Annotated in this window: 8 protein-coding genes and 1 pseudogene; all 9 read right to left on the bottom strand. The window is 41.2% G+C overall.

Annotated features, from left to right (window positions below; all coding sequences use genetic code 11):
- Positions 1 to 1565, bottom strand: a pseudogene (locus V7K62_RS11235) (hypothetical protein); the annotation flags it as partial.
- 11 nt (positions 1566 to 1576) lie between these two features.
- Positions 1577 to 2797 carry a hypothetical protein gene (locus tag V7K62_RS11230; protein WP_334863995.1) on the bottom strand — a complete coding sequence of 407 codons (1221 nt, stop codon included), beginning with the start codon at positions 2795 to 2797 and terminating at the stop codon, positions 1577 to 1579.
- Entirely contained in the window at positions 2784 to 3743 is a 960-nt protein-coding gene (locus tag V7K62_RS11225) for an AAA family ATPase (protein WP_334863994.1), read from the bottom strand. The genes V7K62_RS11230 and V7K62_RS11225 overlap by 14 nt, the downstream gene beginning before the upstream one ends.
- A 21-nt stretch (positions 3744 to 3764) precedes the next feature.
- Positions 3765 to 4889 (bottom strand): hypothetical protein, encoded by a 1125-nt coding sequence (locus V7K62_RS11220; RefSeq protein WP_334863993.1) that lies wholly within the window; start codon positions 4887 to 4889, stop codon positions 3765 to 3767.
- A gap of 3 nt (positions 4890 to 4892) precedes the next feature.
- Positions 4893 to 5984, bottom strand: coding sequence for a hypothetical protein (locus V7K62_RS11215; protein ID WP_334863992.1), 1092 nt, complete (start codon positions 5982 to 5984; stop codon positions 4893 to 4895).
- A gap of 15 nt (positions 5985 to 5999) precedes the next feature.
- Complete coding sequence (locus V7K62_RS11210; RefSeq protein ID WP_334863991.1) at positions 6000 to 8381, bottom strand: trypsin-like serine peptidase; 2382 nt, start codon at positions 8379 to 8381, stop codon at positions 6000 to 6002.
- Between the two features lie 54 nt (positions 8382 to 8435).
- Positions 8436 to 11534 carry a CHAT domain-containing protein gene (locus tag V7K62_RS11205; protein WP_334863990.1) on the bottom strand — a complete coding sequence of 1033 codons (3099 nt, stop codon included), beginning with the start codon at positions 11532 to 11534 and terminating at the stop codon, positions 8436 to 8438.
- On the bottom strand, positions 11534 to 15034 hold the full coding sequence (locus V7K62_RS11200) for a CHAT domain-containing protein (RefSeq protein WP_334863989.1): 3501 nt from the start codon (positions 15032 to 15034) through the stop codon (positions 11534 to 11536). Before V7K62_RS11200 ends, V7K62_RS11205 begins: the two co-directional genes overlap by 1 nt.
- The gene (locus tag V7K62_RS31515; protein ID WP_442937256.1) at positions 15034 to 17130 is read right to left on the bottom strand and encodes a CHAT domain-containing protein; all 2097 of its coding nucleotides are present in this window, start codon (positions 17128 to 17130) and stop codon (positions 15034 to 15036) included. Before V7K62_RS31515 ends, V7K62_RS11200 begins: the two co-directional genes overlap by 1 nt.
- Positions 17131 to 17202 lie beyond the last annotated feature (72 nt).

The following is a 17202-nucleotide window of genomic DNA, read 5'->3' as shown; positions in this document are numbered from 1 at the left end:
AAAGCGTCGCGGGTTCTGACAGTTAAAGCAGCAGTAAAAGCAGCGATCGCATTTTCTAAATTGTCAGCTTTATCTCCCCTAATCCTGTTAATGTAAGCAGTTCCCAAAGCATTTTGTGTAGCTGCCCATTCAATGGGAAAAGCGTCGCGGGTTCTGACAGTTAAAGCAGCAGTAAAAGCAGCGATCGCATTTTCTAAATTGTCAGCTTTATCTCCCCTAATCCTGTTAATGTACGCAATTCCTAGATTAATTTGTGTGCCTGCCCAATCTAGGGGAAAATCAGCGCGGGTAAGGATTTGGAGCGCAGCCAAACAAGATGCAATTGCCTGTTCTAAATTCTCCGCTTTATTTCCTAGAATTCTGCTAATGTAAGCTTCCCCCAAACAAATCTGTGCCAAAGCCCAATCTTGCGGATAATCAGTGCGGGTGAAGATTTGAAGTGCAGCTAAGAAAGATGCAATTGCCTGTTCTAAATTCTCCGCTTTATTTCCCAGAATTCTGTCTCTAAAAGCATTCCCTAAGAGTGCCTGTATGCCTGCCCAATTTTTAGAAAACACCTCGCGGGTAAAGACAGTCAGCACTATTTTATAACCCGTAATAGCAATTTCTATATTTCTGGCTCTAGAACCTAAAGGAAACCGAGTCAGTAATCTACTAAAATTACTGATATCTGTAGCTAGTAATTGCGCTTCACCTGGCTGCAATTCTGTCAATTTATTTGTTGCCCAAAGCCGCAATACTTCTGCTAAATGTTCATTCAGTTTTCCTACATTTTCTGCTAAAAATGGGTAAACTACTTGTTCATCAGCGTTACTTTCCGAAATAATTTGCAACAATCTTTGCAAGAAAGCTAATTCTACTTCAAATAGAGGAACTTCATCAGGAATCGACAAATTGACTCCAACAATATCAACTTGACGTTCTCGCCTTTGCAGTTTACTAAATTCTTCTGCCGCACCTTCTAAATCCCCAGTAGTGTAATTCAACATTCCACGAGCATAAGTAATCAATGGTGCTTCAAATTCCACCAAGGCTTCTGGAACAGCTTCTATAAATGACGCTAAACGAAACAGTTCTTTCCAATTTTTCTGTTTCAACCTTGACTCAATAGCTTTTGCTAATTCACGACTCAGATGTTTTGACTTAGTAGAAGCAAGTGCTATCCAATATTGAGGCTGGGTTAAATCTTCTACCTGTCCTTCTTCCCTGCCAAACTGCTGGTTTAAATAATGGGTATAAAATGCAGCTAATTTATCTATTTGCTGCTTGCCAAAACGTTCATCTTCTTTAAGTTCTGTTAGCAACAAATTTCGTACAGCAACATCCATTTCGTAAAGCTCATAACCCACCTCACGACACAAACGAGACAGAAGTATGTGAGCAACTGCTGTCCAGGGAGCTTGGGGTACAAAGCGCAGCCAAATTTGGTAAACTAAGTCTGGTGTGAGTGTCTGTGGAAATGCTGCATGACAAGCTAAATCAAAGTGCGCTTGATCAAATTTTTGGGCAAATCCTAAGATTCGCTCCATAGCTATGTCCAAATTTGTTGCTCTAGCTTCACTCATAGTAACTATCATTACATCCACTCGTAGGGATGCTCCCAGTAAACGTAGCGACCGCGTAAAGTATTAATAGCTGCACTAAGTCCCTCACGACTCATTTCAAACATTGGCACAAAACGAGCAATTTTATCAGCAGTGGTATACTGCCAAGTATGGTTGGGCATGGGATTGAGCCAAGCATAATAATTTACTGATTGGTGAAGTTGCTCAACAAACTTTTGCGTATACTCAACTCGTTCTGGATTATAGTTACCTCGCGCAGCACCAGCATCGCTAACAATTAGTACGGATGTTTTTTTATCAATAGATTCCAGAAAATTTGTAATTCGTTGAGCTTCCAGTCTAGTTGGGTCACTATAAAGATATTTTTCAGGATAGTTCTGGAAGTAATAAACACTGGTTTGCTTAATGTTTCCACCCCGTTTAGCTTTGTCTATTAATTGACGGGAGAGATGATGAAAAGGCACCATTGAGCCACCTTGATCAACCAGTAATACCAGTTTAACTTGATTGGTATAGCGTGGCATCATCACTGGTTCAGGTAAAATCCCGTAGCTACAATTTTTTTCTACCGTACCCGCTACATCTAAATCTTTCAATGTACCTTCACGCACGCGGCGACGTAAAAAACGCCAACCTTGCTTCATCTCTCTGCTAGTTACTGGTAGGTATTGTGCTGATAAATCTGTGGGGTAGTAACTTGTTTCAAAGCTACTAGGCTGATTGCTGCGAAGTGCTTGAATTACCTGTTCTGGTTCAATTTCTTGCACTATATCAGCAGTTGAACTTGCTTCAGTAACGGGTTTTTGAGGTTGAGTTAGTTGATTTTCAAGTGGTGGCTGATTAGGTTCTTCGGAAATAGGTGTTGATCTAGAAGAACCAACAGTTTCTTCTGGCTTTGTGAATGAATTTACAGGTTGAGGCGTTTCGGTTTTTTGATCCGTTTCGACCGCAGGTTTTACTGGTTCGGTAGTGGAAGATTGATTTATATGAGTTTGGGGTTGAGCTAGCACTTCATCAAAAAGCCGATTGAGTAAACGGGCTTCTTGCTCAGATTTTGTCCATAGTGTACAGCACAATCGCTCTAATTTTTGGCGATCGCCCATACCAAATCCTGCTTGCAACGCCTGTAGTGCCAACATATAATCTTCAACACCCAAGGGAAAACCGTATGACCGCAATTTATTAAATAAAATTAACAAAGCATTGAGTAAAGGAATTTCAACGGGATTCATTTTTCTCCTCCCGTGACGGAAGCAAGTAGTCCCGATAATCCTTCCAATACTTTAATAAAACTCCAGCAAATGGAAGTTCTCCTTGGAGTTTACTCAAAGCCTCATCTTCGGGATATTCTCGCAAGATTGTAAACCAGTCAATTAACTCACTGGTACTGACTTTTTTACCAGTTTTACCAATATTTTCTTCCATCTTGTTTCGCAGTAGTTGAAAGCGTCTAACAGCTGCTCCTATAACTGCTGGTTGTGAGTTCGGGAAGTGGGCGTTAATAATGTTGATTAGTTCAGATTCTTTAGGAAATTTAATATAGTGGAATAAGCAACGACGTAAGAAAGCATCAGGTAAATCTTTTTCATCATTGCTAGTAATAAATATAATTGGAGGCTGCTTTGGGTTTGCTTTGATTTCCTCTCCTGTTTCCTGAATAGGAAAACACGCCTCATCTAATGCTTGAAGTAAATCATTGGGAAAATCAATATCGGCTTTATCAATTTCATCGATAAGAACTACAGTCCGTTGCGATTTTAAGAGCGAATTTTCAAATTTACGTTGCGATTTTTCCAGGGAGTTTTCAAACGCACGACCTAAAGGGCCAAGCTTGATATAATTTTTAGGGTCATTCACTTTTGAGCGTTTCTGCTCATCATGCTGTGCTAATTGGGCATCCTGAAGACGAGCGATCGCATCGTAAGTGTAAAAACCATCTTTTGCCCTAGTTGTAGATTGGATATACCAAGACTCATAAGGTAATTTTAGTTCATCAGCCACAGCACGAGCCAAGCGAGTTTTACCACAACCTGGTTCTCCTTTGAGCAACAAAGGACGTTTTTGTAAAAAAATTGTCAGATTTACTGCTTCAATCAACTCAGGCGCGGGTATATAAGGCTCACGCCCATCAAATTCGGATTTACCTGTATAAATGCAGGGTATTACTGAATCAACCATTGTGTTAATTTTCCTTTTCAACTAGAACACCTGAATCAACTTATGTGCTAATTCTCTTTCCCAACTGGTATTACAGTACTGACAAATTCTTTCGTAAACAAGCTCAGGAACACCTTCTTGAGAATCTGTCAGTAATATATCAACACATAAACTTTCAGGTACTACCTTGTCTCTAACTGCTACTCGCAGCCAACTAGCTATCTTTGTACGGGGAAATTGTGTGCTGGGGGGTAAGCTTAAGGGAATTTTGGGGTATTGTGGGTGATTAACTTCCTCAGCCAAAGAAACCCCTGATTTACAGACTCCTCCTTTATTATCAATTAAAAACATTACCAAATATGTTTCTTTGTGATTAGCTTTTTCTACAATAGGTTGCCAAAAATCTTGAATTAATTCATCCAAAAAACTCAATCTATCACTTTGATAGACTTCATAAAATATAAAAATTAAATTTTGAGATTGCAACGCTTGAAAAATTTTCTCCTTTATTTGTTCTGGCGATAACCCAGTAGGCTGGTTGCCATGAACAAACCTTCGTGCAACTTCCTCCCAGACATCATAAATGTTCTTCTGATTGCTAAGTTTAACAAGAATTTCTCTGCGTTCACCATTTTTTAGTTCTTGTAATTGCAACAGTCGAGTAACCAAAGGGAATTGCCCAAATTGATGATTACCATGAACTAAAAAAGCTGCTGTTTTGTGAGGAAAATTTTGCCAGTCTAGAGCTGTTATTACTTTATCTTCCTGCTCGTCAAAGTCAATATCGAGAATCGAGTGAAAAAGTTTTTGCTTATCTAGAAAAAATTGTGTATCTAATGCTTGAGCTTGAACTATGATTTTTTCAATTTTGACACATAAATCATTAATGTCGCCCCATCTGGCATTATCTGGATGACAATTATCTCGTAAGGATTGCACAAACCTGGGAAATATCCAACCATACAGTGCATGTTTACTTTTGAGAAGTATAGATAGATTATTCATCACTAGATATAATCGACTTTTTTCTTCTACTAGCTCGTCTACTAAAAAACAGAATTCCTGCTGTGCTTCGCAAAATGCACAAAGACTTTCATAACTTTTAAATTGCGGACAGTTCTTAAAAACTGTTTGGCATTGCGAATACAGATCAGATGGTAGTTTCACCAATCAATCTCCCAACAGTTTATACTGCTCCAGCAATTGCTGGGATATCTCCAAGGCATCCTGATAATCTCTCACTAACTCTTGCAGTTCTCCTTCAGTCTCCACACCCAATATATCCTGCAAATCATCAGGTAATTCATCACCAAGACCAGCCGCTTCTGCTGTGCTACCTGGTTGTAATTTTGTTTCTACCTCTATTTGAGCAGCAGCAATAATTTCTTGTATTTCTGATAATAAAAACTCGTGCCGCTTGAGAGCTAATTCTTTTACACGTTTGAGAACGAAAAGCCATTCACCTATTTTTTGTCGGCGTTCTAGTTCAGTAGTAAGAACAGAGTCAAGTATATGTTCTTTGACTGTTTGCAATAGTAGCCACCAAGGTTCATCACGGAACTCTTCTTGACGTAATCTCTTAATTCCTAATACTTGAATGACGGCATAAGAAAGACGAGAAAGCAAACTTCCGCTACTTTTATCTCTTAAACGTTTATCTGCATCAATTTGCAGAAATTGAGGTGAAGGCCAATCTTCATCACTATGGGAACCGTAGACAAGATAGTAGCCAGTTTTTAAATCCGCTACGTTGAAATCCATGACTAAGGTAAATAGGTTTTGTTGGCTCCCTTCCTGCGCTAGATAACTCAATAATCTGCCAACAATATCAGTAACCTTGACAGCTACAGCCCAATCTGGTCGTAATGACAACTTCGCTACCAAATCGGCTTGTTTGATATGATCTACGAATTTTTGTATAGGTTTTCCCTGCAACACTGTGTATTTGATGTTAATTCGCAATGAATCACTAGAGCCAGCAGGCAGCCATTCAGTTAAATTAGTGCTAAGACCCAAACGACAAGGAGTGTTTCTTTGAATCGTAGATATTTGATGCAGGCTTTGGGTAGAAGAATTGGGTTGAAAAGAACTTGTCACAGAAGAACTAAATGTCACTAAATCAGCCTTACCTAAGAAATTCGCTTGAAAAAATGCCTGAGCATCGTGCAGCTTCACCAGGAAGTAACTGTCGTCTAATTTCAGGTCGAATCGAGGGGAAGGTTGGTCTTGTAGGTAAAAAGGTTGACTAGCACCCGTTGGCATGATTTACTCCTGATTTTAGCTTTGTGCGGCTATGATTTCATCGTACAGTTTAGGACGATTGTGCTGCAAATCACTCAAGATAGCTTTAATTTTGGTGGCTTCCCGCAATTTTTGAGCTTCATTTTCGCCGTTGTGCAGTGCCACTACCTGAAAGTTAGTTACATTCAACACAGGTGCGCCTGATGTTCCCTCTTCGGTAGGGGCACTATGGAGAATACGGTTGCTATCCAAATCAGAGTTGTAAAATCCACCAGAACGCTGCTGCGGTTGTCCTTTGGGATGCTGAATTACATAAAGCTGCGTCCCTAGTGTGAAAGGTATATCTGCATCCAATCTCAGAAATCTTCGGTGTTGTAGGGGAGAATCCTGGCGATCGTGCAACCGTACAACAGCATAATCTAATTCCAGATTGTCGTGTTCCATCTGCACCAAGCCATATTCAATGCCAACGCCTGCTTGGGTAAAGTCAAAAGTGAATAGGCTATTGGCTATTTGCTTTTGCAAATCAGATGCACTAATTCGTGGCTCCCTTTTGGGATCTCTAGCTTCCATAACATGCCAACAAGTTAATGCCAGTTCAGAAGTCACCAGCCACCCCGTACCTGTAGGTATTTTCTTCATGTTCCCATTGACAATTTTGGGGACACTCACACGAGCAACTGCACGAGCGCAATTCAGCAGTTTCTCATCTGCTGCAATGTAAGGCATCGGCTCGCCTTTGGGGTTGGCTTCTGCTTTACGTGAATCATTTATACTATGATTATTGTGTAAAACTACGAGAGTAGGCTTATTATTAGACTTAGGTGCAAGTATAGGCTCAAGTTCTTGTATTAGTTTAGACAAATCTTGGTACAAATAATTTACTGTTTTTATCTGATCATTTAATAAACGTAGCAGTATCAATAACACGTTCTCTCCGGTATCTCTGTGATATTCACCCACTAGATAACCAATTACTTTCTCCGCTTGTTCACCTCGGCTACTAGCCCTTTTCAGCTCATCAGACCAAGGTTTGAGTTCATAGTTACCATCAAAGAAATCAAGGAGTCGGTCATAATCCCTAAACTGAGGGCAATCCGACAGCGCTTCCTTGAGTCGGGGATAGATTTCACGCGGTATCCCAGGCATATCATTTGTTATAGCTACATATTCATGATAATGTGAGTTTTGGGAGAAACTAGTAACACCAGGTTGCTCCCATGAGTTACCGTTAAACCTGGATTGACTCTCAACTGGTGCAGTAGCAATACTCTCTTGGACAGTAACTTTGAGAAGTTGCAAGCGATCGCGTCCTCGTTCTAAAAATCTCAAGTCTGTTTGAATTTGTTGTTCCAATTTGTTCTGGCTGTAGCGTAAAAACTGATGCCATAAAGCTAAGTTAGTCTCCGGTAAAGACTCCAATTTTTCTAGCTTATTCCTGTAATTTTTTTCATTTATAGCTATAGTATTTTCGTGATCTGCCAGTTCCCCCAAGTAGCGAGCATACTCCAAGCCTATGTTCGATAAGTCTACCTGCAACTGCCTTAACTGCCATTGCGGATTTGCAACTTGAGTAATTTGATGAAAGCGTCGTTCGTACTCTGGCAATTTGCCGTAAAGTTTTTTGGTTTGGCGATCGCACCACCGCGATTGATAATAAACATACTGAATTTTATGACGACACCACAGCAGATATAGTAGAATTTCAGCTACTTTATCCATGTGGTTTTGGTTCATATCTTGGCATTTAAACCAAACTAAAATATGCAGTTTTTGAGCAGGATCTGTATGGGCGCTTTCATATTCAAAAATGGGATTTCCTAGCAGATAACCTGTACCAATTAACTCGGTTGAGTTTCTTTCTAAAAGTATTTTTTTAACACAAGCATCAGCTAAATTTTGATAATTTTCTTGTGGTGCTATTGGTTGACCAAAAAGCAATAATGTTTGTCCTAGAGAAGCTTGAATTTGTGGAGCTAGCAGCAGATTTTCGGAATTAAGATTACTTAATTGTGGTATACTGAAAGTCTCTTGAGAATACAGAGTTAAATCAATTGCATAAGAATCATGTAATCGAAAAGGGCAAAGTAAACCTTGAAGCTCTAACCCACCAGTTCGCGGAATTAACCGAAAATTTAAACTTTGTTCTTGATTACGCAGTAGATTGCTATATTCAAGCCCCAGACTATCTTCTGCTTGGGGAAAATATTGATTATCTTGGTAACAAATAAGTTTTTGTTTTAGAGTTTGTAGTTCTGGTATGTGGAGCTTATTACCCAAATCAATTAACTGTTCCCACAACTGTGGTGCTTCTACTACAGTCGGTTCTTCCCCCTGGTTGATACTGTTTCGCAGATGGTAAGCATAAAGAGTAATACTAGGACTACACAGTCCCAAACTTTGGGTAATTTCATTCATAATTTGGGCAAATTCTATCAATAATCTTAGGTGTATATTATCGGTATTTCGTCATTACTGACCAATCGCACAAAATGCCGCCCAGTGAAACGGTTGTTGAAATGGCTTTTGGTCATCTTGCAACTTGTATAGCCTTTTATTAAGATTCTGCCGCATTGTGGGATCAAGTGGCAGTGAATTAGCTGTTATCCAAGCTTTTAATTCAGCTTTTGTGATATCCCGCAACCAAAGTTGAGCTTGGTTGAGAGCAACTGCAACTGACTGCGTGGTTTGCAGATTTTGATAAAACTGAATCATTAAAAAAGCTGTAGATAAGTCATTAACTGTCCAAAGAGAACTAACGACACTAGAAGCACCTGCATAAAGAAAACCACTGGGTAAACCAATGTATTCATCGCTGATATTGCGGAAATCAATCAATCCCGTTTCGCAAGCAGATAGAGTGACTAGGGGAGATTGGTTTAAGTTGAGAGTGAATATTTTCTCCAAAGTTAGGCATTTATCCAAATCCAGCAGTTTTCCATCTGGCAAAGTGAGGTACTGTTCTGAGTTAGTTTCAGTGGATGCCGTGTCAAGATATGCATCTGTGAGGATAAGGCTAGATTGGCGAGGCTGGTTTGGATGAAAATAGCCATGACAGCTAAAGTGGGTGCAGTGGGCAGTAGTAAAGGAAATATCATCAATCGCTTCTCTGGTTGCCATCCCTTCTTTGAGAACATTGGTTGTACTAAAATAACGTTGAATTGTTTCTACTTCAAGATTGGTATAGCCGAGGTCTTTTGTAGGGTTTTGAACAGCAAAGAAGCTTGTGAAGTCAGGAAGTTTTCTCATCTGAGCAAGTTGGAGCATTTGGCAGCTAGGAGCATAATTCACCCCTTGAGGAAATAAATCAAGGAGACTAGATTTCTCTGTAACTGGCAACGCATGAAGGGGAAATAAATGTAAATACTGATGGGGAATTAAAATTAGCCTCTCACAACTATCGGGAATCAGCTTAATAATTTCCTCAAGGTGCAGAATCTTACCTAGTAAATGGAGACGGGTACTTAAGCGGCGCTGCCAATGGGATTTTTTCTCATAATAAGCTCCCATATATGCAGCTACCCAATACATCAATTTTTTTAGGTCTTTTGGCTCGGATTGCCAAACAATAGGCTGTTGGGTTTGACAGGTGAAAATAAAAACAAGAAACTTGTTTCTGGCAACATACAACTGGACAATAGCAGTACGCCGATCCAAACTTACCCTAAATTGGTCAAATTTAAACCCTGAACCAACGGGGAGGTATTGGTTTTGCAGTTTATTGCGTTGCAGCCTTAACTGTGAAAGATGTTGTGTCAGAGCAGTGCTTGCTTGAGCTATAGCATTTTGCAGTTGGTACTGACTGGTAGAGATTTCGTCTTGGAGTTCTTCTAATTGTCTAACGATTTCTCTGGGGAAAATCGCCTGGAGGTTGCGATTGAGGATAAGTTCTACCAAGTTACGAGTTTTGCTGCGCTCGACATATTCTATTGCTTTGGTAGGGTTATCCAACTCCAGGCAAACTTCTACCGCAAATTCATAGACCTTGTTCCATTTTTCAGCTAGTTTTTGTTTATCTTCTTCTTTTGCAGAACCAAAGACTATCTCCCCTCGCAAAGACTCTAAGGTATCAATAGCACCCGTAAAAGCATGGTCAGCATCACTAAACTGTTCAGCATCTTGATAGGCAAGACCTAGATTGAATTGAGTTTCTACATATAATATAGGAAAAGCTTCGCGAGTCCGTACCTCTAAGGCTGCCTTTAAATGTCGAATTGCGATTTCTAAGTTCTCTAGCTTTTCCCCATTAATGCGTTTGCGGTAGGTATCGCCCAGATTGTTCTGGGTTGTAGCCCATTCCTGTGAAAAAAGTCTACGGGTGCGTATTTCCAAGGCATCTGTGAAACAACGAATAGCTGTTTCTAGGTTCTCTGCCTTTTCCCCACAAATACGATTACTATAGGCATTGCCCAAATTGTTGTACAGCATAGCCCATTTCTGGGCTGATGCTTCACAAGTGTATACTTCCAAGGCAGCCTGAAAACAGCGAATAGCTGCTTCCAAATTCTCTGCCTTTTCTCCCTCGATACGTTCGTAGTAAGCAATTCCCAAATTGTTCTGAGTCATTGCCCACTCTTGGGAATTGATTTCGCGGGTACTTTCTTCCAAGGCAGTCTGAAAACAACGAATGGCTGCTTCTAAATTTTCCGATTTCTCCCCCCGAATGCGTCTACTGTAGGCAATTCCCAGATTTTGTTGGGTCATCGCCCAGTCTTGAGGAAAGGCTTGGCGAGTACGTACTTTTAATGCCGCTTCAAAGCAGTGAATTGCTGCTTCTATGTTTTCTGCTTGTTCTCCCCGAATGCGATTTTGATAGACAATACCTAAATTTTGTTGGGTCATACTCCAGTCATAGGGACACAGTTCACAAGTACATACCCTCAAGGCAGCCAAATAATAGCCAATCGCTTGTTCTAAATTCTCTGCTTTTTCTCCTCTGATACGGTTACGATAGGCAATCCCCAGATTGTTTTGTATTGAAGCCCATTCTTGAGGAAAAGCTTCCCTGGTAAATACCGTAGCAGCAACTTGATACCCTGCTATGGCAATTTCTATGTTACTGGCTTGATTCCCTAGGGGAAACTTACGTATGAGAATACTGAAATTGACTATATCTGCGGTCAACTTCTGGGCTTGTTCTGGTACTATACTTGGCAAGCTAGTAGTTGCCCAATTGTGCAAAACACTGGCAAAGTTATCATTAAGTAGGTCTAAGTTATCTTGTAACAGCGAGTACAAAACTTTCAAGTTGTTGTTGCTGTAGTGGATTGCTTGCAATGACTGTAAGAGTAAGTCAAGTTGAGAGTTAGGGTTTTGGAGTTGAGAAACAGTGGTGGTTGATGATAATCCCAATACTTCAGATAGTTGACAGACAACATCTTTTAAAAAATTAGCAGCATTTTCGTTACCTTTTTCTGCTAATTCCTCGCTTACCTGTTGCATAATCTGCAATAACTCAGCATTGAGCAAATGCTGACTGCTATTCAAAATCTCATTGATTTCCTGGCTACTACCACATTGGAGCAGTGCCTCAATTAATTTCCTATAAATTTCTTGATTTTGTTCGTTCATTATTGACCGATCGCACAAAATGCTGCCCAGTAAAAAGGCGATTTAAAGAGTTGAGCATCATCAGACATTTTCTTGAATCGACGATTTAAGCTCATTTTAACTGCTGGAGGTAAATTTAACTGGCTTTGAGCCATCCATGTTTTCAATTCCTTCTTGGTAAGATTTCTGAGCCAGAGTTGAGCTTGATTGAGGGCGATCGCTACACTGGGATACTGCTGGGAATCCTGCAAATTCTTATAGAACTGAATGGTTAAAAAAGCTGTAGATAGGTCGTCCACTGTCCAAAGACTGCTAACCACGCTGGGGCTGCCTGCATAGAGAAAGCCACTGGGCAGACCGATATATTCATCACCAAGGGAATTAAAATCCGTCAGACCCGTTTCACAGGCAGAGAGGGTGGTGAGACGGCATTGGCGCAGGTCTAAGGCAAAGATATCACCCAGAGTCAGGCATTTTTCTAAGTTAATCACCCCTCCATCCCGACTCTCCCAAAAGCGTGTTTGTTCAGCAGGTGTGATTGTCGTTGCATTTTTGCTTCCTGCTAATAGTAGGGCAGATTGGCTAGGGGTTTCAAAGTTGAAGTAACCGTGACAAGAGAAATGAGCCACATTGGTTTGAGCCAGACGTTCCTGGGTTAGAGCTGTAATGCTTGCAAATTGTTTTTCCAATACGTCATCGTGAGGATGAAAATAACGACGGATAGCGTTAACCTCTATATCGGCAAAACTGAGGTCTTCGGTGGGGTTCTTGACACTGAAAAAATGTTTGAGTGAGGGACGGCTCCAGGTTTTACTTAGTTGTAGCAGTTGGATACTGGGAGCATAGCTGAGACCTTGGGGAAAGCGCTCCATCAATAAATCTCCATTTGCTAAAGGCATAGCATGGAGGGGAAAAAGGTGTAGGAAACGATGGGGAATGAGGATGAGGCGATCGCATTTCTCTCCTTGCTGGTTAAAAATCTCGTTAATCTTGGTGAGGACGCGATCGATATTGAGTATCTCAGCTAACTTTTCAAGGTTAGAATCTAAATTTGCTTTCCATTGCTTCTTTTCCTTTTGCAAGTATGCCTGAAAATAATCATTACTCCAATTTCCGAAAGCCTCTAGTGTTTCAAAGGAAGCTTCTTCGACAAGAGGATGTAGGCTATTGGCAGTCAGAATAAAGGTAAGAATTTTATCTTCCGTAACATACCACTCAATGGCGGCAGTGCGATCGTCAAGAAGACTTTGGATCTCGCTAAAGGCAATCTGTTCCACTCTCTGAGTCAGGCTGAAACTGGAGTCTATGGGTTTGATGCGATCGAGTACCTCATCTAATTGCTGCCGCGAGGTTTGTAATTCTTGCTGTAATCGTTTCTTTGACTCTTCTAGGGAGTATCGCTGTGCTTGTTCTTGTTCGCTCGTAGTTTTAGATAGTTGTTCTATTAATACTTGTAACTGTCTTTCCAATGAGGGAATGCTGCGTCGCAATTGATCTAATTGGGAGATTATTTCTTGGGGAACATCACCTTTGGGATAGAGGTCGCGGTTGGCGAGCAGTTCGACTAGGTTGCGAGTTTTGCTGCGTTCGACTGTTTCGATTGCTTTATCCCATTGTTCTGTATTGATATAAGATTGCACCAGTTTTTGATAAACTTCAATTGCCTCTGCTAAGACTTTTTGGCGGCGATCATCGGTGATTGCCCAACTGCGACTGAGTTCAACTGCGGTTATGGATTTTTCGTAGGCATTGATAGCTGGTTGCCAGTTGCTTTGAGTAAAGTGGAGGTTGCCGAGGTTGCGGGAAGTGTTGAGAGAGTTAATCGGATCGGCTTCCGGAGTGTAAACTTGCAAGACCTCCTGTAATGCAGCGATCGCTGTATCCGTGTTTTTTGCCCTATTTCCTAGTATTCTGTTGCTATAAGCATTACCTAAGTTATTCTGAGTCATTGCCCAGTCAGTGGGAAATGCTTCTTTTGTGTAAACTTGCAACGCCTGTTCGTAGGCAGCGATAGCTAATTCCAGATTCTCTGTGGCGTTTTTTTCCTTGACTCTGTTTCTGTCGGCAGCATTTCTGTAGACAACACCCAAGTTATTCTGAATCATTGCCCAGTCGGTAGGAAATGTTTCTTTTGTGCGAACGGATAATGCTTGTTGAAAGGCAGCGATAGCTAATTCCAGATTTTCTACTTTATCCCCTAGTATTCTGTCTCTATAAGCAGCGCCCAAATTATTCTGAGTCATCGCCCAGTTAGTGGGAAATGCTTCTTTTGTGTAAATGGATAATGCCTGTTCAAAAGCAGCGATAGCCAATTCCATGTTTTCTGCTTTATCTCCTAGTATTTTGTCTCTATAAGCAGCGCCCAAGTTATTCTGAGTCATTGCCCAGTCGGTAGGAAATGTTTCTTTTGTGCGAACGGATAATGCTTGTTGAAAGGCAGCGATGGCTAATTCCATATTTTCTGCCTTGTCTCCTAGTATTCTGCTCCAGTAGACACCACCCAACCCATTCTGAGTCATGGCCCAGTCAGTGGGGAATGCTTCTTTTGTGTAAATGGATAATGCATGCTGATAGGCAGCGAGCGACATTTCCAGATTTTCTAAAGTGTTTCCTTGAACTCTGTAAAGGTAAACAGTACCCAAGTTATTCTGAGCCTCGGCCCAGTCGATGGGGAATGCTTCTTTTGTGTAAATGGATAATGCCTGCTGATAGGCAACGAGCGCCAATTCCAGATTTTCTACTTTATCCCCTAGTATTCTGTCTCTGTAAACAGTACCCAAGTTATTCTGAGCCTCGGCCCAGTCGATGGGGAATGCTTCTTTTGTGTAAATGGATAATGCCTGCTGATAGGCAACAAGCGCTTGCTCTAAATTATTGACCCTCTTTCCTAGTATTCTGTAAAGATAAGTATTGCCCAAGTTATTTTGAATAGCTGCCCAACTTTCCCCATTACTCTCACGGTTAAAGACTTTTAGCATCGCTTCGTAACCAATAATGGCAATTTCTATGTTACTTGCTTGATTGCCCAGGGTAAACTGTGCAATAAGATTACTGAAGTTGCCAATAACTGTAGCGATTTTTTCTGCTATTTCTGCTTCCGCTTCTGAGAATTGAATACTTACCCATCTTTCCAAGATATGGATAAAGTTATTATCGAGTTTGTCTAGATTTTTTTGCAGTAATGGATACAGTACTTTGGAATCGCTATTACTGTCGGCAGTTGCCTGCAATACTTTCTCTAAGAATTGCACATAATCTTGGCATGAGGGATTAACTGAATTAGGGATTTCGTCTCTGCCCAGAGCTTCTGTAAGCTGACTGCTGAGGTGGCGTAAAAAGCTAGCGGCATCTTGTTCTCCATCGGCTTCAAGTTCTTCTGCCACTTGTGCCATTACCTGCAATAACCCTGCATCTACTAACTCGCTATTGGCACTCAGGATTTCGGTTTCCTCCCCATCTGAGCAGTTTAACAGTTCCTCAATTAGTTTGATGTATTCTTGAAGTCTTTGTTTTTCATCCATCACTGACCAATCCCACAAAACGCCGCCCAGTAAAAAGGCGATGCAAAAGGTTTAGCACCATCCTCCAATTTATGAAGACGACGACGCAGATTCATCCTAACTGCTGGTTTCAATGGTAACGAATTTTCCTTAATCCATGTTTCCAAGTCCCCCTTCGTCAAATCCCTTAACCACAGTTGAGCTTGATTGAGCGCCAATGCCCCAGCTAAACCTTCTTTGAGATTTTGATAGAACCGAATCATCAAAAATGCCGTGGATAAGTCATTCACCGTCCACAGAGAACTAACCACAATCGCAGCACCTGCATACAGGAAACCACTAGGTAAACCAATATATTCGTCACTGGTATTCCGAAAATCAATCAATCCCGTTTCACAAGCAGATAAGGTAACGAGGCGACATTTATCTAAACTCAGAGTGAAAATCTTATCTAAGGTAAGACACTGATTGAGGTCAAGTACGCCACCATTGGCCAAACTGAGATAGTTTTCCGTATCTGGTTCTGTAGGTGCAGCACTTAACCGGGCATTGGCTAAGATGAGGGCAGATTGGCGAGGTTGGCTGGCGTTAAAGTAGCCGTGACAGCTAAAGTGGGCGCAGTGGACGGTATTGAGGGAAGTCTCATCAATCGCTTCTTTAGTTGCTAGTTGTTGTTTGAGCAGATTATTGGTGTTGAAATAGCTTTTGATAGTTTCCACTTCAATATCGGTATAAGAGAGGTCGCCTGTGGGATTCTGAACGGCAAATAGACGAGTAAATTCGGGGCGTTTTCGAGTTTGAGCCAGCTGGAGAAGTTGACAGCTAGGGGCATAGCTTACTCCTCCAGGAAATCTCTCAAAAAGACTGGAGTTCTCCGCCAGCGGTAAGGCATGAAGTGGCAGTAAATGTAGAAAGCGATGGGGAATTAGGGTTAACTGGTCGCATTCTGAGGGAATTTGCTCAATAATTTCATCAAAGTGCAGAAGTTTCGCCAGCAGATTTAAACGGGTAGTGAGGCGGCGCTGCCAGTGGTCTTTTTTACTGCTATAAGCCTTCAGATAGCTATTGGTCCAAGTCTCTAATTTTTTCAGGTCTACCAAATCGGGGGATAAAACAATCGGTTGTGGAGATTGCTGGGTAATAATGAAAACCAGTAGCTTATCCGTTATAACATAAAACTCAATAATTGCCCTGCGATCGCCCACTTTTGAACGGAATGGCTCAAACTGAAAACTCGAACCGATAGCGAGGTGCTGGTCTTGTAATTTGTTACGCTCTTGTCGAAGTTGTTGGAGATGTTGAGCTAAAGCTGTAGGGTCTTCTGCCGTAGCATTTTGGAGTTCGTATTGACCACTGGCGATTTCATCTCGGAGTCGATCTAGTTGAGCGACTACTTCTGCTGGGAAAATAGTGTGGCGATCGCGGGTGAGAATAAGCTCAACTAAGTTACGGGTTTTGCTGCGCTCGACATATTCTATAGCTTGGTTGCAATAGTCCAGATATAAGCAAACTTCAACTGCACCTTGATAAAGTTTATTCCATTCTTCAGCTAGTTTTTGTTTATCTGCTTCTATTCCAGAACCAGAAACTATCTCTGCACGCAGATAATTTTCTAGGGTATCAATAGCCGCAGCAAAAGCAGTGTAGGCATTGTGGAACTGCTGATAATCTTTGTAGGAAAGACCCAAGTTCCATTGGGTTTCAACATGGTACTGGGAAAAAGCTTCACGGGTGCGTACCTCTAAGGCTGCTGATAGACAAGCGATCGCTTTTTGTAAATTTTCAGTTTTTTTGCCAACAATTCGGTTGCGGTAGGTGTTACCAAGATTATTTTGCGTTCCTGCCCATCTTTCAGAGAAAGCTTCACGGGTGCGTACTTCTAAGGCTGCTTCATAACAACTAATTGCTAATTCCAAATTGTCTGCTCTTTTTCCCCTAATACGAGCGTCATAAGCGGTACCAAGATTGTTTTGGGTTTCTGCCCACTCTTCGGGGAGAGCTTCGCGAGTACGTACCTTCAAAGCATCTAAGTGATGCTTGATCGATATTTCCACATTTTCTGCCCTGTTCCCTCGCACTCGGTAAAGATACACTTCTCCCAAGTTATGTTTAGTCATAGACCAATCCAGAGGGCGAGTTTCACGAGTATATACTGCCAAGGCACAATCATAGTAATAAATTGCAGCTTC

It is taken from the genome of Nostoc sp. (assembly GCF_036917935.1).
Lineage (GTDB): Bacteria > Cyanobacteriota > Cyanobacteriia > Cyanobacteriales > Nostocaceae > Nostoc.
Note: the sequence above shows the minus strand (reverse complement) of the source record. Positions and strands in the feature narration are given on the sequence as shown.

Coding starts and splice junctions, on each gene's coding strand:
- V7K62_RS11210 (WP_334863991.1), bottom strand. CDS start 8,381: ATGAATGAAATTACCCAAAGTTTGGGACTGTGTAGTCCTAGTATTACT.
- V7K62_RS11215 (WP_334863992.1), bottom strand. CDS start 5,984: ATGCCAACGGGTGCTAGTCAACCTTTTTACCTACAAGACCAACCTTCC.
- V7K62_RS31515 (WP_442937256.1), bottom strand. CDS start 17,130: ATGACTAAACATAACTTGGGAGAAGTGTATCTTTACCGAGTGCGAGGG.
- V7K62_RS11230 (WP_334863995.1), bottom strand. CDS start 2,797: ATGAATCCCGTTGAAATTCCTTTACTCAATGCTTTGTTAATTTTATTT.
- V7K62_RS11205 (WP_334863990.1), bottom strand. CDS start 11,534: ATGAACGAACAAAATCAAGAAATTTATAGGAAATTAATTGAGGCACTG.
- V7K62_RS11200 (WP_334863989.1), bottom strand. CDS start 15,034: ATGGATGAAAAACAAAGACTTCAAGAATACATCAAACTAATTGAGGAA.
- V7K62_RS11225 (WP_334863994.1), bottom strand. CDS start 3,743: ATGGTTGATTCAGTAATACCCTGCATTTATACAGGTAAATCCGAATTT.